Source organism: Alcaligenes faecalis (genome assembly GCF_005311025.1).
GTDB lineage: Bacteria > Pseudomonadota > Gammaproteobacteria > Burkholderiales > Burkholderiaceae_B > Alcaligenes > Alcaligenes phenolicus.
Genome location: NZ_CP031747.1, coordinates 2,435,693 through 2,456,746 on the forward strand (window position 1 = coordinate 2,435,693; position 21,054 = coordinate 2,456,746).

Sequence of the window (21,054 nt, forward strand, 5' to 3'; positions counted from 1 at the left end):
CGGCGGGTTTTTTTATGGGCGAAAGAAATGGCTGAGAGTGTCGGGGCAATCTACTATACGGTCGAGGCAGAAACGGCCAAGCTGATTAGTGATCTGGAAAACGCTAATAAGCGCCTCGAAATGCTTGAATCAGGCTTCAACAAAACAGATGCGTCCGCAAGAAAAGCGGATATGCAGCTAACCAAGACCGCCGCAGCCGTGAGAAACCTTGGAAACGAAGGGGCGGGGGCGGAGAGAAAGATTGGTGGCTTGGTGAAGATGTTGGGCGGCCTCATCGCTGTGCAGGGCATTGGCGGAATCATCAGCCTAGCAGAAGGCTACAACGAGATGGCCGAACGCATTCGGATGGCTACTGGCAGCGTCGAGGAATATGAGATGGCCCAGGCTCGGCTGCTGGCTGGCGCAAACCGAACCTACCGAAGCCTGGAAGAAGCGCAGGAATTGTTTATCAGAACTGCAGACTCCTTGCGCGAAATGGGCTATAGCACAGAGCAGTCTCTCGATGTTACTGATAGCTTGAGCTTGGCCTTTGTTAAGAGCGCAACCAGCGCTGATCGCGCCAAGATAGCAATGGGGGCGTTCTCACGGTCCTTGTCAAAGGGGCGGGTTGATTCTGATGCCTGGGAGATGATGCTTATCAGTATTCCTACGTTGGCTGACGACATGAGCGCCGCCCTAGGAAAGTCGGCGCAAGAAGTGCGAAAACTGGGAGCTGAAGGCAAGTTGACAACCAAGGAGCTTACGGAAGGGTTGCTGGGCTCATTGGAGAAAAATGGCGAAGCGGCCGATAACATGGCCACCACCGTGGCCGATGCGTTTACCAATCTGCGCAATTCCCTTGCCGTCTATGTGGGCGAGGCTAACCGGGCCAGCGGCTCGACACAGCTTATATCCAGCGCAATCGTTTCCCTAGGCGAAAACATCGACCTGGTGGTCAAGTCGCTCATGCTGCTGGGCGCGGGTGCATTGGCTAAATACATTGCATCCCAAGGCTTGGCCACCATAGCCAGCCTTAAACAGGCATTGGCAGCACGACAAGAGGCCGCCACGGCATTGCAAGCCGCCCAGGCACGGAATGCGGCTGCCGTTGCGGCATTGGCCCACGCACGCGCTAATATTGGACTCACGACAAGCACCACAGCACTTGCGGCAGCAGAGAAAGCGGCTACAGTAGCGGCCGCTGGCTTGGCCACAGCGCAACGGGCGGCCAGTGCCGCTAGCGTCGGTATGTTGGGTATCTTGGGCGGCCCGGCTGGAGTTATTGCAATAGCGGCCAGTGTGGCCGCTGGCTTTCTTTTGATGGGCGATAACGCGGACAAGGCGGTCAAAGATATTGACGAATTGACTGGATCGCTTGATGGTCTTCATCAAAAACAGCTTGAACTGAGAAAGCTTGACCTAGAAGAAGCCATAAGGAAAAACGGGGAGGCGCTTGAAGAAACGTCAGTGAGTGTTAATGCTCTGCGCAAGGATTACGAGGATCTGCACGCACAGCTTGGGCGTGGCGTTTCTGACGATGATCTGAAGAACCTCACGCACACCATTACCGAGCAGGAGGTGGAGTTAACTAAGCTGGCCGACAAGCATTCACGACTTGAAACGGCGCTACTCAACGTGAATTCAGCGCTGCAGCAGGCCGCGGCCTCACAGCGAAGCCTGAATCAAGCGATGGATGACAGCCCCACGGACGACTATTTAAAGCGCTTGGTGGACCGAAAACACGCCCTTATTGATGGGAACAGTGCCACCAAACAGGCAGAGCGCTATATCAAAACCCTGAACAACGTCACGCCGGAGCGAATAGAGCAGATCCGAAAGGAAGCAGCGGAAATTGATCGGCTTGCAGCAGCACAGCGAAAAAGCACCCAAAGCCGTGGGGCTGGTAAAAAGGCCGAAACAGAGGCTGAGCGCTCTTACAAGCAAAACTCTGAAAGCTTGCGCAAGATGGCTGAATCTTTCGCGCTGGCCCACTTAGAGGGGGAGCAACTCGCCGTAGTCCAGGCGCGACTATCTTTAAATGACTATGCCACTCCTGAGCAGATCGAGAGTGCTGAAAAACTAGCGGTAGCGTTGCATAAGGTCAACGAGGCTCAAAAACTTAAAACCAAAGTTGGTGATGATCCTCAAGCTTATATTCGTGGGACTGATGACCCGTTGTCAGGTGGAGCATTTGATGACCAAGTGGCGCGCTATGACGCTGAGGCCATTAAAGAACAGGAACGGCATGAGGCTTCACTTATTCGGCTACGGGAGGCAATGGAAGCGCAGAAGCTCACGCTGACAGAGTACTACTCACAGTTTGAGGGCCTGACCGAAACTCACAACGCCCGTATGGGGCAGATAGATGCTGCTCGGCAATCGACGATGCTCAGTACTTACGGCTCTGCCTTCGGCAGCATAGCTAGCTTGATTCGAAATTCCCAGGGTGAGCAGTCGGGAGCGTATAAGGCTATGTTCGCTGTGACGAAAGCATTTGCGATTGCTGATGCTGGGCTGAAGCTCAATATGGCGATTATGCAAGCTATGGCGGACCCCACCGCTTTGACGCCTATGCAGAAACTTGCAAATTACGCTGCGATTGCGTCGGCGGGTGCTGGGCTGCTGTCCAGTTTGTCATCCGCGTCGTTTGGCGGTCGCCAATACGGCGGCCCCACACAGCCAGGCAAGATGTACCGCATCAATGAGAACGGGGCGCCAGAGGTGTTCAATTCGGCAAATGGTCAGCAGTTTATGTTGCCCAACACCCGTGGTCATGTCGTTAGCAACAAGGACGCGTCTGTCTCTAAAGGGGGCGAGGGCGCACCGCGCATCACGCTGAATCTGATTGAGGATGCCTCGCGTGCTGGGCAGGTCGATCAGCAGCAGTTAAACGACGAGCATATTTTAAATGTGTGCGTTGCCAGCATCCATGGCGGTACGCAGTTGGCTGGAGCCATTGAGGGAACGTATGGCTCAAGGAGACAGGGACGATGATAGAAACCAACATTGATTTCCCTGCAGGCCTTCCGAATGGGCTTCGGGCAGACCACCAGGCCAACCATGTTCAGCCGTTCCAGCGTACAACCATGGCTGATGGACGGGCACGGCAGCGCCGTCGATTTAGCTCCGTTCCCAGCATGCAGACCTTTACCTGGATCTTCAAAGCCAATGAAGCCGCGCTATTTGAGGCGTGGTTTCGGGACGCCATTAAAGACGGGGCAGAGTGGTTCAACATCAAGCGCCTGACCCCGCTGGGGATGTCTGTGCTGGTGTGCCGCTTTTCCAGCATGTACCGGGGACCGGTGCTGCTTGGCGTAGATCGCTGGCAGTTTTCGGCGGAGCTGGAGGTGTGGGAGCGTCCGCTTATGCCCGTCGGCTGGGGCGAGTTTCCCGAGTTCGTTCTGGGGGCGAGCATCATCGATATTGCACTTAATCGGGAGTGGCCAGAAGCATGAGTGTTCTAGAGATTGTGCATGCAAGCGCTCCGGCCGATGCAATGCTGCTTTATACGCTTGAGGTTTCCGCACCTGGTGTTACTCCAGTTCGGATCGTTCAGGGCTATGAAGATCGAATGCTCGGAGTTGACGGGCAACTGGTGCTGTTCGAGGCAGCAGCCGTTGAGTTATCGCTGCCGTCGCGTAACGCCTCTGGTCAGCAGACGTTGCGGTTTGGTATTGCCGGGGCCAACGAAAGAATACGGCCTATTGTCGATGCCATGCTCGAATCCGGGCAAATGGTGACACTGACTAGCCGTACGTACTTGGCTAGTGACATTACGGCACCGGCAGAGCGGCCGTATGTCATGACCGTGCTGAGCGGGCAGTTTGAGAACGGCACGTTTGTGGCGGAGGCCAGTTATTACGACCTGCTCAATACCGCTTGGCCGCGAGAGCGCTACACGGCAGAGTCAGCACCCGGGATTCAATGGCTATGACGATCGATGACTTTCTACGTACGCGGTACAAGCCGTTTGGCCGCACCGTTCCGGAGCTGGACTGCTGGGGGCTGGTCAGGTTGGCCAGAGCTTCGCTGTTCGGCAGGGCCATGCTGCCCAGTTATTCGGAGACGGACCCGGAGGATAAAGCAGGCCTGACCACGGCAGCTAGCGAAGTGCGGGAGGAGGGCGGGTTCAAAGAGGTGCAGCCCAAGCCTGGAGCCATCGCCACCGGCTGGCGTGCACGGCTTTGCGTGCATGTCGGGCTTGTCGTAGAGGCAGACGGCAGACTCTGGGTGCTGGAGACAGACACTGGAACAGGCCCAACGCTTACCAAAATCAACGCTTTTGAGGCCCGCTACACGCGGGTTGTTTTTTATGACGATCAGAGTCTTTCTTAGCGGGACGTGTGAGCAGCCTTGCGAGACGCACGAATGGACCGGCACTTTAGCCGGTTTTTTTGCGTCCAAAGGCTTGACGTATACGCTGGCAGAGCAGCCCAAGTCTCACGTAACGGTCAATGGTAAGCCATTGCCGATGCTGGAGTGGGCCGATCGTCATCTGGATGCTGGTGATGACGTGGAAATGCGTCTGATACAGCATGGAGGCGTGTTCTCGGGCTTGGGCAAGTTGCTTGGCAGCATCTTCAACTTTGCCTTTGGCTGGCTGATGCCTAAAAGCGGGAGCCAGAACTACGGCTCCCCGGAGCAGGGCCAGCGTCTTGAGACGACTTCAGCAAAGGCCAATCAGCCCAAGCTGGGCGATGTTGTGCCTGAGCTGGCCGGTCGCTTTCGTCGCTTTCCTGATTACCTGACGCCGCCACGCCGACGTTTCGTGAACTGGCGCGAGCAGTGGCTGGAGTTCCATGCGTGTATCGGGCCTGGCCAGTATCAGATCAACGACACAGACGTGAAAGTGGGGGATACGCCGTTTTCTGCTTTGGGTGCGGACGGCTCCTATGCTATCTACGGGCCAGGGGCAGATCTCTCGGGAACGTCTACACACGAGCACTGGCACACAGTCCCTGCGGTCGGTGGTACATCTTCGGGCACGGCAGGTCTGGAAATGTCCACGGAGATGGCAAACCGGGAGAACACTCAGCCTGCAAGCTACTCGTTCGATGGAAGCTATATCTGGCGCTCTTCCGATAGCGAATTTCCTCCTGGCTGGGGGGCTGGAACACTGGTCAACATTCGGTTTCCGCAGCAATTTGAGGTGTCGCGGGAAAGCCCGCCTTTTCTTCCGCAACGCAACCGATTCACAGGCGCTTTCAAGCACCTAATGCCACTGGGCGGCTTGGGCGCGAACGGTCTTTCTATGGAATTCAACAGCCAACGATACGAGGTGGTTGTCGGCTCTATGGATTTGGATGAGAACGGGGATGGTTGGATCGAACTCACCTTTCCACGAGAGAATCCAGAGGAACCAATTTCTTGGGTCAATTTTGTTCCGTTAGGTCAGCAAACGCTTGTATTCCAGCGGTCTCCAGTTCCACGCTATTCAGTCCAACAATACTCTTCAGACAATATCGTTGTTTGGCGTTTATTGCCCAACGGAAACAACGATTCTGATTGGCGCGGCTTCCCGCAACTGACCAGCTCAGAAGCGACAGTCACATTCAACGGCGGCACGGTCTATGGCGAGTGGAGTAGCGAGTTTGTGGCCACGCCTGGTAAAGAAACCACGACTGGCATAGAAATCGATTTCTTCTTTCCGAACGGACTGGGGTACATACGCGATAACGGCGATGTCACCACCCAAGGGCTGGGCATCGAAATTCAGTACCGCAATGCAGATGGCGGCCCACGCACGACGATCAGCAAGTGGTATGAAAACTGGACGCTGGATCAAATCGGGATTACCGAGTCGATCAGTGTCCCGCAAATGCGGCCGGCTGTTCGTGTCCGGCGGGTGGGTGCCAGCGCCACGTCAACGCAGGTCAAAGACACAATCCAGTGGTACGGCCTGAAAAGCCGTCTCCGGACGCGAACAAGCTACCCGCGCTGGACCACCATGGCGGCCAAGCTGCGAGTCGGTGGACGCCTGGGTGCGCAGTCGGAAAACCAGATCAACGTGGTGGCTACGCGAATCCTGCCAGTGTTGCAAAGCGACGGCACCTGGTCAGAACCACAACCGACGCGGGATATCTCAGCGTTTGCGCGCTATATCACCAGCTCAATCGGCTATTCAGACCTGAATCTGGATGCTGACGAGCTGCGGCGCTTGGATGCAATTTGGAAGGCCAGGGGCGAAACGCTCGACTATGTGTATGACCTCACGACAGCGCAAGACGCCCTGAAACTTGCTTTCCGGGCCGGACTCTCTGAGCTGACTGTTTCGCATGGCCTGATTCGTCCGGTTCGCGATGATGTGCGCACGCAGTTTGAGCAAAGCTACTCACCGTTGAATATGACCAAGCCGTTGCGTGAAAGTGTGAGCCCTCGCAAGCCTATGGACCCGGATGGGGTGGAAGTCGAGTACATCGACGCAGAGACATGGACGTCAATGACAGTGAAGTGCCTGCTACCAGGGGATCAGGGGTTCAAGCTGGAGAAACTGAAACTCGATGGTGTGACGGACCGGGTCCGAGCTTGGCGAATCGGTATGCGGCGGCGTCGGGAGCAGGCCTATCGAAACCGTGAGTACAGCTTCGGCACAGAAATGGATGCTTTCAACAGTGAGTACCTGTCTTATGTGCCCCTGTTCGATGATGAGCCAGGCAATGCGCAGATGGGCTTGCTGGTCAATATTAGCCCTGCCTCTGGTGGTGCGCTGCTGCGCATCAGTGAGCCGTTACGATGGGTTGCTGATGTACCGCATTCCGTGGGGTATCGAACACCAGAGGGCAAGTTTGTTGGTCCGTTCGTTGCGTCTCCAGGGCCTGACGACTTCTCGATCATTGCCAATATTCCGCTGCCCTGGCCAGAAGTCAGCCTGAAACAGGAGCTGCCGCATATTTACTTTGGCCTGACGGCCGACTGGATAAAGCCAGCTCTGATCACGAGCATTCAGGCCCGTGGCACCGACGCTACGGATGTGACCGCAGCTAATTACGACGTGCGTGTATACGCCGATGACAACAACAATCCGCCGGATTAATCCCGGTATCAGCATCAATCAACCCGCTTCGGCGGGTTTTTTTATGGGCGTTTGAGATGACGACATATAAAACCGGCAACCCGATTGGGAGCACAAGCCCACAGGATTTGTACGATAACTCCCAGAACATGGATGAAGCCACCAATAGCCCCAGCAAGGATTATTGGGATGACCGGCTAGGCCGGAAACGCCTGACATGGGAGGGAATGACGCGTCTGTCGAATCTTGGTGCTGCTGTAGAAGCGGCGGAGCGTGCTGAGGCTGCTGCAGACGCTGCGGAGCAAGTGGCAAGCATGGGCACATATCTGACGAAAGCAGATGCTGACGAAGCGCAGCCGCAGCCCGAAGGGACTTATATCCGCGTCACCAACGACCCGGATCCAGCTAACAACGGCAATTGGGTGTCGGATGGCACGCAATGGATCTGGTCAGAGGTGCAGCCTTCTGACTACCGATATCGGACTGTGGCTAATAACGCAGCTCTTGCGACATTGTTGAAAATGGGGATTTATGGGAGTGCCGCGGAGAATGATCACCCAGACTTGCCTAGTAGCTTCCCAGCTGGTGTTGGCAAGGTAATCCGTGTAGAGCGGCAACTAGATTCTGGTGTGAGCGAGTATGTCACTCAGTACCTATACCAGACAGATCGGCCTCAATTTCAGTGGACTAGGCGAGTGTTGTCTAGTGGTGCCACGACTGGCTGGGTGACGCCTTTCGATCAATCCATTACGGGTGTCGTTAATGCTAATGCCAAACAGCTTCTGCGGCCAGGAACTTATGTTCTAACAGGGACACCTTCTGAGCTTCCCAGCGACTGGCCCTCTGGTGCCACACCACTAGCAAAAGTTGATATTCATGGTGGTTTCCGAGTGACTGCCCTTTTTACGACTTCGAATGAGGCGTTGCGCTGGCAGTCGATTGGCGGAGGCAACTGGTCCATCATAAAGGGGTTTGGTTTAACCGCTCCTTCCAACTTCACCCGTAACTATGCTTACCGTGGATTAGTCGCGCAGGGCAACGCTGACGACCTGCATGACGAAGGGCATTACATGCTCACGCAGCCGGCAACGGGGCTGCCCGCAGACGCACCGAATGAAACAGCGCTTGTTGACGTTGAGGTGTACGGCTCATTTGCTGTTCAGACCGTGCGTTATCGGAATCAGATGAAAAGTGTGTGGCAGCGGTCGGGCACCATTACAAGCGCAGGCGTTGCTACTTGGCAGGCTTATCAGAAGGTTGGCGGTGGTGACAACCCGCTGGCTGGCGCTGTCATTGCGGTGATTGGCGACAGCATCGTCGAAAGCGGGAACTGGCCAGAGCAATTGGCCTCAGCGACTGGTGCCATCGTGCACAAGTTTGGCTTTGGTGGCTGTCGAATGTCGGCCTATCCGACCAGTGTTGGTCGCTATGACGGCATGTGCGGGTACGCAATTGCTACCTGCATTGGCAGCGGCGACTATACGTATTTGCTGGATTGTGCTGAGGCAGTGGCACAACCACCAACCAACGATGACAACCGGCCTCAAGCGGCGGCGTTGGCTGCTTTGGACTGGTCCACTGTTGATGTTTTAGTGATCGCATTTGGCACGAATGACTGGACTCGCCCAGATCTGGACTTAGGGACAGGTTATGGGGCAGACCCTACTGGCATGACATTACGTGGCTCAGTGGCGCACATCATTCAATCGATCCAGGTGGCCTACCCGAATATTCGCATTGTGTTTCAACTTCCGTCCTATAGGACCTTTGGGGGAGGGCCGAATGCTGATGAAGATGCCTGGATTGCCCGTGCAAACAATATTGCTTTGACGGATGTAAACGACGCCATTGCAGATGTGGCTCAACGGGCCGGCTGCCCGAGTATGGATATGCTCAGAGACGGCACAGTCAATGCATACACAGCAGAACATTATCTTCGGGATGGGATTCACCCACGGCCTGGACTTGGATTTGCGCTATGGGCAAAGAGAATTGCCGGCTGGCTGCGCTCCATAGCATGACGCAGGGCGTGGCTTATCCCCGCTAGTGCGGGGATGTCCGGCTTATCAGGAGTCGGCTTTGGCCAGACGGCTCAAGACAGACTGATACAGCGCGACAGCATAGCTGGCGTCATTCTGCGCACGGTTGAGGATACCGTTGGTGTCTTTCAGGCGCTGCAGTGCGCCGCTTTGCACAGCCGCTTTGGTGAGCTCAAGTGCAATTTCTTCATTCTTGCTGAGTTGTGGGGTTTGGTTGTTGTTACGACTTGCCATCTGGCCTCTCCAAGTATTGAAGCCGAGAGGATAAGCCAGCGAAGTAGGGTAAACCTGTAGTTAAATGAAATGATTTGTAAGTGCTTCTCATTATGGGGAAGCGTCTATTCGACTTCCGGTGAATGAACCCGCTTGGATTGAGTGAGTGCCGCCTTCGAGCGGCTTTTTTTACGTCTGCTGCTTTTGCAGCGCTTCACGGGAGACAGCTATGCCGACCGTACAAATAAAAGGGAGAGGAAATGGAGCCGACATCTAGCGCAGTATCGGCAGGAGCGGCGATGTTAACCGTGGCATTTACGTCATGGCTGCTCGGTGTGAACGGGGATGCGCTGATCGGAGCGTTTGCGGGGGCTGTAGTTTTTGCTCTGCAGGCCAAAGATATCAGCTTGCTCAAACGCGTGGCATACATGCTGATATCAATTTTGATCGGCTATTTGGGTGCGGGTGAGGTTATGACTCACACCGGGCTACAGAGCTGGACGATAGCTGCATTCGGGCTGTCGGCTACGGTGGTCACGCTGGCGCTGGCGAGTATCGAGAAAATCAAATCTTTCGATATCACCAGCATTTTCAAACGGGGGTCATAGCATGCTCGTTTCGACATTCACGCTCATTGCTGTATTGGCTAACTTGGCTACGGCAGGCCGGCTAATTTGCTATCGGCGCGGCTGCGCCCGGTACCGGCTCGGGATCTCGCTGTTGGCGTACATCCTAATTGTTTGCTCCGGTGGCCAGGCGCTTGATGCGCTGTTCAATCACAACCCTGCTACAGCTTGGGAGGCGGGGTTTGCGGCGGTAATCGCTGTACTTGTATGGCGAGCGCGGGGGAATGTGGCCTGCATTGTGCGGGTCGTACACGACTAAAGGAAGGGTATGAAAAAGCTGTTTGAAGTGATCTCGGGCCTGCTAGCCCTTTTTTTTCGTCCACAGAAAGCAGAACAGGTCACACCAGAGCCAGAGAAGGCTGCACCTACTGGAATGTCCCCTGACGGTCTGACCATCCTGCAGTATTTCGAGAGTTGCCGCTTGGAAGCCTACTGGGATGCGGACGGCAAAGTGTGGACCATCGGCTGGGGTGACACGGGGCCAGATGTTGTGAAGGGTTTGCGTATCACCCAGGCAGAAGCCGACGAACGTCTGCAGCGCCGGTTGGCCCGCGAGTTCGTGCCCGGCGTGCTGGCAGCCTTGACTCGCCCAGCCACTCAGGCGCAGCTCGATGCCATGGTGGATCTGGCCTACAACATTGGCGTATCCGCATTTCAAGGTTCTACGCTGGTGCGCCAGTTTAATGCTGGCGACCAGGCCGGTGCCGCTGAGCAGTTCCTTCGCTGGAACAAGTCAGGCGGCAAGGTACTGCTGGGGCTGCGCCGTCGTCGCGCTGCCGACCGCGCTCGTTTCTTGGGCGCATCAGGGGCTGAGGCGATCAAGATAGGAGCGGCAATTGTTTAAAGCGCTATGGGGGAAGGTGGCAGGCTGGCTGGGTCTGCTGGGCGGCCTGGCTATTGCCGCTCTGGCCCTGCTGCATGTCGGACGGCGTCAGGGTAGCGTGCAGGCTGAACAGAAACAACATGAGGCGGATATGGCCGCAGTGGAGGTAGGACGTGATGCAGCTGAAACGATTGAGCGCTTGGGTGATGATGCTGTGCGTGATCGTGCTCGTAAGCGGATGCGGGACACAGCAGGGCGGTAATTATTGTGCGGCCGCTCAGCGTCCGTTTCAGTGGCGCTCTGACGCCGAGATCGACGCCACGCCTATCAGGGTGCTGCGCTACGTGGAAACGGAGGCTGAGACATGGGCGGGGCTATGTCGAAAATGAAGTTATATGATCTGGCATAAATGATCAGTTTCTGAATGTTTGGTGTCGAATCGAACGAGGGCTCGCATTAATCGACCTCAATTGGCGCTAATGAGCTCGATCATCTTTGGTGAGTTCTGGGTGACCCGCAGCAGGTGGTAACGCTTGAATCCAGCGACCACAGAAGGCTGTTCAAAGTAGAGTTATTGGAAGACTACTTTTTGTTGCGAGATACGACTTCGATCACCCTCTCCAAAAGCTCAAGCTCATTCTTTTCGAGTTTGCGAGACTCAAGGATCTCAGTCGATTGCCCGTTATCCAAAACCCCAGCGTTTGAGAAGAAGGATTTGGCCTTCACAAGTTCAATTGGGTTAAAGGGCTTTTCACCGTCATTCGCAATTTTAATAAGTGCGAAGGTCTCCTCTCTGCTTCGTTTTATTGCTTCGTAATAGCGGAATTCATCCATGGCGGAACGGTACTGCCTAAGAAAGAAAAAGGCAATAAGCTCAATGAAGAAAAGAATGCCAAACTTTGGTGCTAGGGTTATTAAAAGCGATAATCCATCAGTGGTTGTGATATATATATTTTGTGTGGTCTGAGAATAGAAGAATACAAGCCCAGAAAATGCAACAATGACCCCCACCATCAGGTAGACGCCAGCGCGGTTATAAATACTCTTAGACAATTGACGTGAGTCGTCGGCATAGTATGCAAATAGCGTGTTTGCCGAGCTTGATGTTAAGTTATTGGCACTCTTCGCGTCAGGAAGGGCTTGAATGTGAGTTCCGCGGATTTCTAGGTCGTCTGACTCATCGCTAGGACGGTCGAGATCCTCGAGCTGTCGCTGCGCTCGCCGGCGACGGAACGCCTCCAGTGGTAGCGTCCCAAATGTGAGGCGATAGATTAAAGGAAAGAGTAGGATAACAAGCGCGAGCAGGAAATCCGGATATCTATCGATGATGGCTATTACTGGGCTGGTTTCTGTCACCAGAATCCTAAAAATTATGCCCCCCGCAACCAAGATAGAGGCGATTGTCCAAATTGCCATCTCGATTGTTTGATAATTTTTTTCTTGTCGTCTAGCCATGTCGACGTTGACAGTGCGTATTTCGCCGGTATCAATTTTTGTGTTCATTTGGTTTTGATATGTATCTAATGCCGGAATAGGTAAATAGCTACTTAATTTATTGACCTAAAGAAAAGAAAATTTCTACTTATGGTTTAATTTTTTGAGGTGGTTTTATTCGATGTTAAATACTGGCCTGTCATACTGTCATGATTGAATAATACAGCATTATATAGAGTATAAGGAGAATCCTATTCGATGAATAGTCCGCTTAATTCTAGGTATCTGGTCAGGCAGCAAGGTTTAATGTTTCAGATTATGGCAGGGGGGGCTGTATTCAGAATCCGGTATTTCACATTGTTCATTTGCCGGGTAATAGTGTGCCATTTAACTGCCGTCTCAGGTTTTGCCCTGCTAAACAGTTCCAGTGCTGCCCCGATGCTGGTGCCGGGCGAAGCCCACTCCCGAGCAGCTTCCGGCGTTAAAACCACAGGCCTGCGGTCGTGAATGTCCACCATACCGCCAGCTGATGCATCGGTCACGATAGCAAATCCGTACTCAACACCATCATCTTTACCTGGCTGCCATGTATATGGGCTTGTCATCCTTGGCATGAATAAACCAAGGCTGCTTATCGCCGGTTTTCCCCGTCCACTCAAACCACCCGTCAGCTGGGGCCAGAATGCGCTTGCCTAGTAGGCCGCGCCACATAGGTGACTTCTTCAATGTAGTGTCGAGTCTGGCATTGAGGCCGCTCGAACTGGTTTGACTAATGCCTGCTATGCTAGATTAGATGGGAGGTCATTTTTGTGATGATTCCTGCTGCCAAGATTGGATCGAGCGAACGCAAAATTAGCGCAAGTTAACCAAGCTGGAGAGCTTCCCATGGGCACCAAAATTGTTACCGAGGCCGACCGTAAGCGTACTCCTCCTCCTGCCACTCCCAAGGGCGTGAACCTCAGCACGAAATTCCGGGGCCAACGTGTAAGCAAGGAACGTGGTGCACATACCCGCAGCAAGAAAAATCCCGGCAAGCGCGCACATTCGGGTTAATTGCCGGCGACAGGTTGGCACCTGTCAGGGCTTTAATCGTGCATATTGGGTGAGTTAGCCATTTTCCAGACGCAAAAAAGCCCGCTCTAGGGCGGGCTGTCGGAAATGTGTCGGAGCTTAATCCGTAGGGAAGTCATCTGCTCCCTGTAGAAGCACTTTCACTTTTGGGGGCATGGATGGGGGTATAGGTTCCATTCGAGAAAGCGGAAGCCCAAACATAACAACACCTTAACAAAACACCCCCGTTCCAGTACTGCCTACCAGAATACATGCACACAGCTCCAAGCTGTGCCAAGAAAAGCCCCAAAGATCAATGCTTTGGGGCTTTTTTGTTTTCTACGGCTGTAGCCTGCACTATTAATGCCTATATTGAATCCAGCGCGCGTCTAAGCTCTCTAGGCTCAGGGCTGACCCCAACGGCTCGTAAATGGCGATTACAGATAAACCAGATTTCGTCCCTGTCGTTAGCCAAAATAAAGAAGGCGTCCGATGTCTCTGACGGGTTGAACATCCCCAGGGCACGGTAAGCGGTCTGCATATTGAATCCGCTTTGAAGCGGGGAGGGCTTGGGCCCATCCTTCAGCTCTTGAACACGAAGATATAGTCCCGTCTCTAGTGTGATCATGCAAGCCTCGCTTCTAGTTGCGTTGCTTTATTCTAGGAGCAGGAAAAGATCTTCGCCACAGGTCCGTACCTTTAGATGTAATCAGATTTCATCAGACATAACAGAGCTTATGTCAGTCGACAAAAAAGCCTCGGGAGAGGCTTTTTGTGTGTTCGCGCCCGGGGTGCTTTTTTTACATGACAACATACTGGGAGATGGCCAGAAAATGCGCTGCGCTGCCAGCCAGCACAAACAAATGCCAGATACCGTGCCAATGCCGGAAGCGCTCGTCAAACACAAAGAACACGATCCCGGCGGTATAAATTGCTCCCCCTGCCGCCAGCCAGGAAAAGCCTTCCGAGCCCAGATTGTCTGCCAGCGGACCCAGTGCCAGCAATACAATCCACCCCATAACGGCATAGATCACCAGCGATAGTATGCGTGCCGGCGAACGTGGGCGGATATCTTGAAGAATGCCAATCAGTGCCAAACCCCAGACCACGCCGAACAGACTCCATCCCCAAGGGCCTCGCAGCGTTACCAGGCAGAAGGGCGTGTAGCTGCCAGCAATCAACAGGTAGATGGAAAAGTGATCCAGCTTGCGGAAGACGTTTTTGGCCCGTCCCTTGAAGCAGTGGTACAAGGTGGAAATCAGGTACAGCAGGATAAGTGTGGCGCCGTAAATGGCCGTGCTGGTGATGCGCCAGGGGTCCCCGGTAAAGCTCGCCATGACAATTAGCCAGGATACGCCGCCTACAGCCAGAACTGCACCGATCAGATGTGACCAGGCATTGAAACGTTCACCGTAATACATGATGCTTTATTCTCTCCGAACATTCGGCACGCCGATTGCAAGACCGTCGACGTGGTCGGAAAAGCTTAGCGCATAAATCAAGCTCTCGTATTGATCTCTGTTAGGTCAATGCGGGACATTCGTTCGCCGCTTTGGATGAGGAATGCCGGTCGAAGTGTCCACTACACAAAACCTGATGAGTTGCACTTTTTTCCTTGCTTGGGTTCTTGCCTGACTTGATGGCATATCTCTTGCGTTGTCAGTAAAAGAGGTGTGGTTTGATGGCAATTCAGTCACTTGTTGGCCTGCCACGTAAACCCCAATACCTGCTGATCAACTCCAGTTTTAGGATACGGTTTGCGCGACGTGCGCTCATACCTAAAGAGGGTCATCATGAAATTTGTGCTTTACAAGGACAAAAGTGGTGAATGGCGGTGGCGATTCAAGGCCGCGAATGGGAACATTATTTGCGTTAGCTCCGAAGGCTATAGCAGTAAGCAGAGCGCACAACACAGTATTGAGTCTGTGAAAAAAGGGATGGCTGATGCTCCGGTTGTTGAGGAGTAAGCAGAGACTTTCTTTAAGTTTTTACGCGCAGCTTGTAGGCTTATGAATAAAAAAAGCTCCCCAGCGAAAAGGGAGCCTAAAGACCTCGTCAAGATCCGAGGTCTTTTTTTATGTCGACTCCGTACGGGAGGCGACTTAACAGCAGCGATCAATCCAGCATCGCTTCAGCCTCAATCTCGATCAGCCACTCAGGCTTGGCCAAGCCACTGATCAAGATCCAGGAAGAGGGTGGTGGATTGACGGGAAATCGCTTCAGCAGCGCAGCAGCTATGTCGTCCTGCTCTTGTGGTGAGCTTGCATCTTCCCGGATGAAAATCCGCAGCATGATTACCTGATCCATCTTGCCGCCAACCTCGGCCAGGACTAGTTCAATATTGTCCAAGGCGGCTTCTGTTTGCTCGCGCATTCCACCAGCTACGGTTTGTTCCTGAGCATCTACACCTACTTGGCCAGAGAGCATGACACGGCGGTTGCCTGTGACCACCAGGCCCTGGCTGAAACCGTATTGCAAGGAATTGAATACGGTGGAGGGATTAATAGCGCTTTTTGTCATCTTGATAAATACATGAAAAGTTGAGTGGGTGTATTTACACACCATGCTCCTACCTTGGGGCGTTACGTCGGAAAGCAAGAGCTTGTCTTTGAGGAGGCTTTTTGAGGGGGAGCGGAGCCCATTCTCCAACGGCAATAGGTAGGAAAAATTCCTCAAAATTAATTAAGTTTTATTTAAAGTGTCCATCGTCTGGCTTTATGCTTTTTTGTCCGGAATAGGCTGACCCTGCCTGCTATATCCGCCGCTTATTTTTTTTGGTAATAAAGGAAGCGGGAAATGAAGAAGATCGTATTTATAGCTGCCCTGTCAGTGGGCTTGGCGGGATGTGAAACGATGAACTCCATGACTAAAGGCATTGATGATGCGTTTGCCAGTGTCAATGAAGCGATGGGGGCGGGCCCGATTGCTGACACTCCGGCACAGATTTGTTCAGAGATGCGTTCCAATCATGCGCGTGCTGTGAACAAATACAGTGGGAAAACGGTTGAGGTGGCTGGCAAATTGGTGGCCATGGAGCAAAATACACTGGCCGAGGCCATGAGTGGCATGAACTCAAAAGTATGGGGCAGTGCCAAGCAGTTTGACGTTCGAGTCAGCAGCGGACCTATCGTCTTTTCTTCCTTGATCAACCGCCGCACTGAGCAACTGAATGTGTTCAATATGGGTGACACGGTGACAATTAAAGGCCGTATCAGGACGATTGGCAAAGGGAAGTCTTGCACCATTAGCCTTGAAGAAAACATGAGCATCAAGCAGCAGTAAATGGGTAAGGGTCCGTTATGGCGGACTGCATGAATAAGCCCGCTTTGTAGCGGGCAATGTTGTTTCTGGGGCCAGGTTTTGTTGCACCTGGCCTTGGGAAAGCCTCATATCGAATTTCCATTACGGGACGATTCAGCCGTTAGAATTGCTTATCCATCTACCTACAGAGGCTCTTATGGCAAACAATACATCCACGATTCACGGCAACTGTCTGTGCGGTGCCGTCTCGATCAGTTTTCAGCAGCAAAAGCCTTCAATCAGCGCTTGCCACTGCGGCATCTGCCGCAGTTGGTCAGGTGGCCCCTTCTTGTCGCTGGAGTCCCATGAAGCCCCAGTAATTGAAGGCGCGGAGCATGTGCGCTCCTATGCCTCTTCGGAGTGGGCGGAGCGCAGTTTTTGTGATGTATGCGGTACGCACTTGTTTTACAAGCTCAAGGCCGGTGGTTTCCATGCTGTTTCTGCTGGCTTGTTCAAGGATAGCGGGAGCTGGCCGTTCGAGCTGCAGGTCTTTATTGATGACAAGCCTGACAACTACGCATTCGCTAACAAAACGCGAGAGATGACAGGCGAAGAGGTGGTTAAGCTGTTTTCCTGATGCTATGACTGGCCAGATGCATAAGCAGGGCCAGGGCTGCGCTTGCTGCAAACTGGACCGGTCGATTTATCAAAGGACGATTCCAGACACTCGATCTTGGGTCACCTACAAGGAGAACTCCGTGATGAAAAGAATTCTTTTCCTGTCGCTATCTGCGTTATTGGTCGCCTGCGCTTCTTCCAACGCCGATCTGGCGACCCAGGAAGATGTAGACCTGAGTAAGTACATGGGCACCTGGTACGAGCAGGCGCGTCTACCCAATAACTTTCAGCGTGAATGTGCCGGAGATGTGCAAGCTAATTACGTGATGGAAGCGGACAAGACGATTACTGTTACCAATCGTTGTCAGGGTACGGACGGTGAGGTGAAGGAAGCCATCGGGCAGGGGCGTTTGTCGACGAGTGTGGAGCCTGCTGATCCGGCGATACTGGAAGTGCGTTTTGCTCCGAAATGGCTGTCCTGGTTCCCTATGGTGTGGGGTGACTACTGGATCATGAAGCTGGAAGGGGATTACCAGTATTCTTTGGTCGGTACGCCGGATCGGAAATATCTCTGGGTCTTGTCCCGAGAGAAACAGGCTGATCCGCAGCTTGTCAGTGACTTGCTGGATTACGCGGCATCCCAGGGCTTTGCGGTCCAAAAGGTGATTTCCACCAAGCAGTAGCGTGCATTCGATGATCGATGCTTCTGCGCCTGCATAAAACAGCACATCCTCTTAGCGTTTTTAGTTATAAGCATGGGGAAATTTGATCGTTTTGAAGAGCTTGCGGCTGTGGTCGAATGGCACGACGGTATGTATCGGACGTGCCATTTTTTTATCGGAATGTTTTTACTATGAAGTCGTTTTTAAGCATTGCCGCGACCCTTACCCTGGCGTTGGTGGCTGGAGTGGCCCAGGCTGATCGTCTGGATGACATCAAGAAAACGGGTGTCTTGAAAGTAGCGTCTTTCGACAGCAATCCACCGTTTGGTTTTGTGGATCAGAAGTCCCGCCAGATCACCGGTCTGGATGTGGATTTTGCTCAGGCTCTGGCTGACAAGCTGGGCGTGAAGCTGGAAGTCTTGCCAACCAACCCGGCCAATCGTGTGCCGCTGTTGACGTCCAATAAAGTAGATCTGGTTTTGGCCAACTTCACCATCACGGAAGAGCGTGCCAAACAGGTAGATTTCAGCATTCCGTACTTTGCATCGGGCCAGCAGTTTCTGGCTAAAAAAGGCGTCTTGTCCTCGCCCGAGCAGTTGAACTCGCTGCGTATTGGTGTGGATAAAGGGACGGTCAATGAGATCGTTCTGCGTGAAAAATACCCCCAGGCCAAGCTGGTTGCCTATGACGATACCCCCTTTGCTTTTACCGCTTTGCGTAACGGCAATGTGCAGGCCATCACTCAGGATGGTCCCAAGCTGATTGGTTTGCTGGCCAATGTGCCGGACAAGGAAAACTATGAAATCCCGGCCTTCAGCATTTCCGAGGACTTGATCGGTATTGGTATCCCCAAAGGCGAGACAGCACTGAAATCCTTTGTGGATGAAACTTTGCTGGAGCTGGAAAGCCAGGGCAAGGCTCAAGCCATTTATGACGTCTGGTTTGGCCCTCAGTCCAAAACACCTCTGGAGCGCTTGTACCGCATCGGTCAGCAACAGTAAGTCATCACTTGCTTGCAGGCCAGCCTTGAGTGTTCAGGCTGGCCTTTTCCTGTTTGTGTTTTTAACAGCGGGATCACTTGATCCTGCTTTTTGGTGTTTGCTATGCCGTCTTCTGATTTCTGGCTGGCACCCCACTATGTGGGTTGGTTGCTGCAAGGGTTCTGGGTCACGATCCAGCTCTCTTTAGTTGTCTCTTTCGCTGCAACTGTTTTGGGTTTTCTGGTGTGTATTGCCAGGCTCTCGCCGTTTGCCTGGCTGGCCTGGCCGGTACGTGCTTATCTGAGTCTGTTCCGTAATACGCCCTTGTTGGTGCAACTATTTTTCTGGTATTTCGGTGCCTCGGCATTGATGCCGCCGGAGCTGGTTCAATGGTTGAACACCCAGCATGTCTTGCAACTGGTCTTGTTCGATGTGCATTGGCCCAGTTTCGAGATGCTGGCCGCTTTTGTAGGTTTGACGATCTACACCACGGCTTTTGTTGCAGAAGAATTTCGTTCTGGTGTGCGGGCAGTTCGCAAAGGGCAGTGGGCCGCAGCAGCCTCCTTGGGCATGTCTTCCATGCAGGTCTGGCGCTATGTGGTGATGCCGCAGGCCTTGCGCAATACCTTTCCCTCGCTGATCGGGCAGTACATGAATGTCATCAAGAACACCTCGTTGACCATGGCCATTGGCTTGGCAGAGCTGTCTTATGCGTCTCGTCAGGTGGAGACTGAAACTTTCAAGACCTTCCAGTCCTTTGGGATTGCAACGCTGTTGTATGTCTTGCTGGTCATGCTGGTTGAAGTGGGTGGGCAGTGGTTACAACGCCACCGTCTGCAAGTGCGAGGTGGGCTGTAATGAACTTCGACGTAATCCATAACAATCTGCTGTACTTCCTGGTGGGGGCGTATCCGCATGGCCCTTTGGGCGGTGCGGCGTTAACGCTCTTGCTAAGCGTGCTCTCGGCAAGCTTGTCGGCCGTTCTGGGGCTGGTTTTTGGTATAGCCCTGGTCTTGACGCGTGGCGTGGCGCATACCGCTTTGCTGCTGTTTCTGGGCTTTTTCCGCGCCATCCCTGTGATCATGCTGATTTTCTGGGTGTATTTTCTGCTGCCCATTCTGTTCAAGGTGGATGTGCCGGGTCTGTTTACCGTGGTCTGCGCCTTGTCCTTGATTGGTGGCGCCTATCTGGCGCACTCGGTATTTGCGGGCATCAGCAGCTTGCCGGCGGGGCAATGGCAAGCGGGCAAGGCCCTGGGCCTGAAAACTGCCCAAATCATGAAGTCCATCATCCTGCCGCAAGCTTTGCCGGTGATGCTGCCTTCTTTTATTAATCAGTGGGTTGCCTTGATCAAGGATACGTCGCTGGCCTACGTTATTGGCGTGGCGGAACTGTCTTTTGTGGCCACCCAGGTCAGCAACCGGGTTATGGTGCACCCCACTGAAATCTTCTTGTTTGTCGGGCTGATGTACTACGTGATCTGCGCAACGCTGGAGTTGATTGCGAATCGTGTGGCTCGAAGTTATGACAAACATCTGCGACTGGATGGCAAATGATCCGTATCGATAGTGTTTCCAAGTGGTATGGCACGTTTCAGGTGCTCAAGAACTGCACGGCCCAGGTGGACCGTCAGGAAGTCGTGGTGGTGTGCGGGCCTTCGGGCTCGGGCAAGTCCACCTTGTTGAAAACCGTCAATGGTCTGGAACCGTTTCAGCAGGGCACGATTGTCGTGGATGGGATTTCTGTTGGTGATCGGGCAACGAATCTGCCCGACTTGCGCAGTCGGGTCGGGATGGTTTTTCAGAACTTCGAGCTGTTTCCGCATCTGAACGTCTTGGCCAATCTGACCTTGGCGCAGCGTAAAGTGCTGGGCAGGGAGCGGGACGAAGCGAATGATCGGGCCTTGCTGTACCTGGACAGGGTGGGCCTGAAAGCGCTGGCGGATCGTTATCCAGCCAGTTTGTCGGGCGGGCAGCAACAACGTGTCGCCATTGCGCGGGCCTTGTGCATGGATCCGGTCTGCATGTTGTTTGACGAGCCTACTTCGGCCCTGGATCCTGAAATGGTCAACGAGGTGCTGGACGTAATGGTTAGTTTGGCGGAAGAGGGGATGACCATGATGTGCGTGACCCATGAGATGGGCTTTGCCCGCAAGGTGGCGGATCGGATGGTTTTCATGGATCAGGGCCAGATTCTGGAAGACGTGCCCACGGATGTATTCTTTGGGGATCTGGACGGCAGGCCGCAGCGGGTGCAAACCTTTTTATCCAAAGAACTGCGTCTATAGCGTCTTTCCCGGTTGTCGCCGAGCTTGCTGGGGCGTGAGGGCAGCTTGAAAAATGCGTGAATCCGTATGTAATAAAAAAGCCCGCCTGTTG

Annotated in this window: 23 protein-coding genes and 1 pseudogene; 19 read left to right on the forward strand and 5 right to left on the reverse strand. The window is 53.6% G+C overall.

Going from position 1 to position 21,054, the window contains the following annotated elements:
- Positions 1 to 27 precede the first annotated feature (27 nt).
- The 6 genes from D0C27_RS11220 to D0C27_RS11245 are packed head-to-tail and all read left to right on the forward strand — an operon-like array spanning position 28 to position 9,012.
- A complete protein-coding gene (locus D0C27_RS11220) occupies positions 28 to 2,973 on the forward strand; it encodes a tape measure protein (protein ID WP_137431011.1) in 2,946 nt (981 codons plus the stop codon).
- Positions 2,970 to 3,434 carry a hypothetical protein gene (locus tag D0C27_RS11225; protein WP_137431012.1) on the forward strand — a complete coding sequence of 155 codons (465 nt, stop codon included), beginning with the start codon at positions 2,970 to 2,972 and terminating at the stop codon, positions 3,432 to 3,434. The genes D0C27_RS11220 and D0C27_RS11225 overlap by 4 nt, the downstream gene beginning before the upstream one ends.
- Entirely contained in the window at positions 3,431 to 3,913 is a 483-nt protein-coding gene (locus D0C27_RS11230) for a DUF1833 family protein (protein ID WP_137431013.1), read from the forward strand. Before D0C27_RS11225 ends, D0C27_RS11230 begins: the two co-directional genes overlap by 4 nt.
- On the forward strand, positions 3,910 to 4,314 hold the full coding sequence (locus D0C27_RS11235; RefSeq protein ID WP_137431014.1) for a hypothetical protein: 405 nt from the start codon (positions 3,910 to 3,912) through the stop codon (positions 4,312 to 4,314). The genes D0C27_RS11230 and D0C27_RS11235 overlap by 4 nt, the downstream gene beginning before the upstream one ends.
- On the forward strand, positions 4,292 to 7,012 hold the full coding sequence (locus tag D0C27_RS11240) for a host specificity factor TipJ family phage tail protein (RefSeq protein WP_137431015.1): 2,721 nt from the start codon (positions 4,292 to 4,294) through the stop codon (positions 7,010 to 7,012). Before D0C27_RS11235 ends, D0C27_RS11240 begins: the two co-directional genes overlap by 23 nt.
- A gap of 56 nt (positions 7,013 to 7,068) precedes the next feature.
- On the forward strand, positions 7,069 to 9,012 hold the full coding sequence (locus D0C27_RS11245) for an SGNH/GDSL hydrolase family protein (protein WP_137431016.1): 1,944 nt from the start codon (positions 7,069 to 7,071) through the stop codon (positions 9,010 to 9,012).
- Between the two features lie 45 nt (positions 9,013 to 9,057).
- Here D0C27_RS11245 and D0C27_RS11250 read toward each other — a convergent pair whose 3' ends face one another.
- Entirely contained in the window at positions 9,058 to 9,264 is a 207-nt protein-coding gene (locus tag D0C27_RS11250; protein ID WP_137431017.1) for a hypothetical protein, read from the reverse strand.
- Positions 9,265 to 9,503: 239 nt separating this feature from the next.
- Between D0C27_RS11250 and D0C27_RS11255 the strand changes: the two genes are divergently transcribed.
- The 4 genes from D0C27_RS11255 to D0C27_RS11270 are packed head-to-tail and all read left to right on the forward strand — an operon-like array spanning position 9,504 to position 10,954.
- On the forward strand, positions 9,504 to 9,851 hold the full coding sequence (locus D0C27_RS11255) for a putative holin (protein ID WP_137431018.1): 348 nt from the start codon (positions 9,504 to 9,506) through the stop codon (positions 9,849 to 9,851).
- Position 9,852: 1 nt separating this feature from the next.
- Positions 9,853 to 10,128, forward strand: a complete 276-nt coding sequence (locus D0C27_RS19680) for a phage holin family protein (protein ID WP_137431019.1) — start codon at positions 9,853 to 9,855, stop codon at positions 10,126 to 10,128.
- Between the two features lie 9 nt (positions 10,129 to 10,137).
- A complete protein-coding gene (locus D0C27_RS11265) occupies positions 10,138 to 10,713 on the forward strand; it encodes a lysozyme (protein WP_137431020.1) in 576 nt (191 codons plus the stop codon).
- Positions 10,706 to 10,954, forward strand: coding sequence for a hypothetical protein (locus tag D0C27_RS11270; protein ID WP_137431021.1), 249 nt, complete (start codon positions 10,706 to 10,708; stop codon positions 10,952 to 10,954). The genes D0C27_RS11265 and D0C27_RS11270 overlap by 8 nt, the downstream gene beginning before the upstream one ends.
- Positions 10,955 to 11,274: 320 nt before the next feature.
- Here the strand turns inward: D0C27_RS11270 and D0C27_RS11275 are convergent, their stop codons facing one another.
- Both D0C27_RS11275 and D0C27_RS19685 read right to left on the reverse strand, forming a co-directional pair.
- A complete protein-coding gene (locus D0C27_RS11275) occupies positions 11,275 to 12,195 on the reverse strand; it encodes a hypothetical protein (protein WP_137431022.1) in 921 nt (306 codons plus the stop codon).
- Positions 12,196 to 12,437: 242 nt separating this feature from the next.
- Positions 12,438 to 12,909, reverse strand: a pseudogene (locus tag D0C27_RS19685) (SOS response-associated peptidase family protein).
- 102 nt (positions 12,910 to 13,011) lie between these two features.
- Here D0C27_RS19685 and D0C27_RS19280 point away from each other — a divergent pair.
- Positions 13,012 to 13,179, forward strand: a complete 168-nt coding sequence (locus tag D0C27_RS19280) for a hypothetical protein (protein ID WP_170978572.1) — start codon at positions 13,012 to 13,014, stop codon at positions 13,177 to 13,179.
- Between the two features lie 797 nt (positions 13,180 to 13,976).
- On the opposite strand, the gene trhA is transcribed toward D0C27_RS19280, so the two are convergent.
- A complete protein-coding gene (gene trhA, locus D0C27_RS11290; protein WP_009454498.1) occupies positions 13,977 to 14,597 on the reverse strand; it encodes a PAQR family membrane homeostasis protein TrhA in 621 nt (206 codons plus the stop codon).
- Between the two features lie 372 nt (positions 14,598 to 14,969).
- On the opposite strand from trhA, the gene D0C27_RS11295 reads away from it, so the two are divergent.
- Positions 14,970 to 15,143, forward strand: a complete 174-nt coding sequence (locus D0C27_RS11295) for a YegP family protein (protein ID WP_021446666.1) — start codon at positions 14,970 to 14,972, stop codon at positions 15,141 to 15,143.
- 148 nt (positions 15,144 to 15,291) lie between these two features.
- On the opposite strand, the gene D0C27_RS11300 is transcribed toward D0C27_RS11295, so the two are convergent.
- Complete coding sequence (locus tag D0C27_RS11300; protein WP_035268694.1) at positions 15,292 to 15,696, reverse strand: RidA family protein; 405 nt, start codon at positions 15,694 to 15,696, stop codon at positions 15,292 to 15,294.
- Positions 15,697 to 15,972: 276 nt separating this feature from the next.
- Between D0C27_RS11300 and D0C27_RS11305 the strand changes: the two genes are divergently transcribed.
- The 7 genes from D0C27_RS11305 (at position 15,973) to D0C27_RS11335 (ending at position 20,963) form a co-directional block, all read left to right on the forward strand.
- A complete protein-coding gene (locus tag D0C27_RS11305) occupies positions 15,973 to 16,458 on the forward strand; it encodes a hypothetical protein (RefSeq protein ID WP_115633575.1) in 486 nt (161 codons plus the stop codon).
- Positions 16,459 to 16,633: 175 nt separating this feature from the next.
- A complete protein-coding gene (locus D0C27_RS11310) occupies positions 16,634 to 17,053 on the forward strand; it encodes a GFA family protein (protein WP_060185813.1) in 420 nt (139 codons plus the stop codon).
- Positions 17,054 to 17,177: 124 nt separating this feature from the next.
- Positions 17,178 to 17,717 carry a lipocalin family protein gene (locus D0C27_RS11315; RefSeq protein WP_083053610.1) on the forward strand — a complete coding sequence of 180 codons (540 nt, stop codon included), beginning with the start codon at positions 17,178 to 17,180 and terminating at the stop codon, positions 17,715 to 17,717.
- A 170-nt stretch (positions 17,718 to 17,887) separates the two neighbouring features.
- A complete protein-coding gene (locus D0C27_RS11320) occupies positions 17,888 to 18,697 on the forward strand; it encodes an ABC transporter substrate-binding protein (RefSeq protein ID WP_026482714.1) in 810 nt (269 codons plus the stop codon).
- Between the two features lie 102 nt (positions 18,698 to 18,799).
- Positions 18,800 to 19,534 carry an amino acid ABC transporter permease gene (locus D0C27_RS11325; protein ID WP_035268691.1) on the forward strand — a complete coding sequence of 245 codons (735 nt, stop codon included), beginning with the start codon at positions 18,800 to 18,802 and terminating at the stop codon, positions 19,532 to 19,534.
- Positions 19,534 to 20,232 (forward strand): amino acid ABC transporter permease, encoded by a 699-nt coding sequence (locus D0C27_RS11330; protein ID WP_137431023.1) that lies wholly within the window; start codon positions 19,534 to 19,536, stop codon positions 20,230 to 20,232. The genes D0C27_RS11325 and D0C27_RS11330 overlap by 1 nt, the downstream gene beginning before the upstream one ends.
- Positions 20,229 to 20,963 (forward strand): amino acid ABC transporter ATP-binding protein, encoded by a 735-nt coding sequence (locus D0C27_RS11335; RefSeq protein ID WP_137431024.1) that lies wholly within the window; start codon positions 20,229 to 20,231, stop codon positions 20,961 to 20,963. The genes D0C27_RS11330 and D0C27_RS11335 overlap by 4 nt, the downstream gene beginning before the upstream one ends.
- The last annotated feature ends 91 nt before the right edge of the window (positions 20,964 to 21,054 follow it).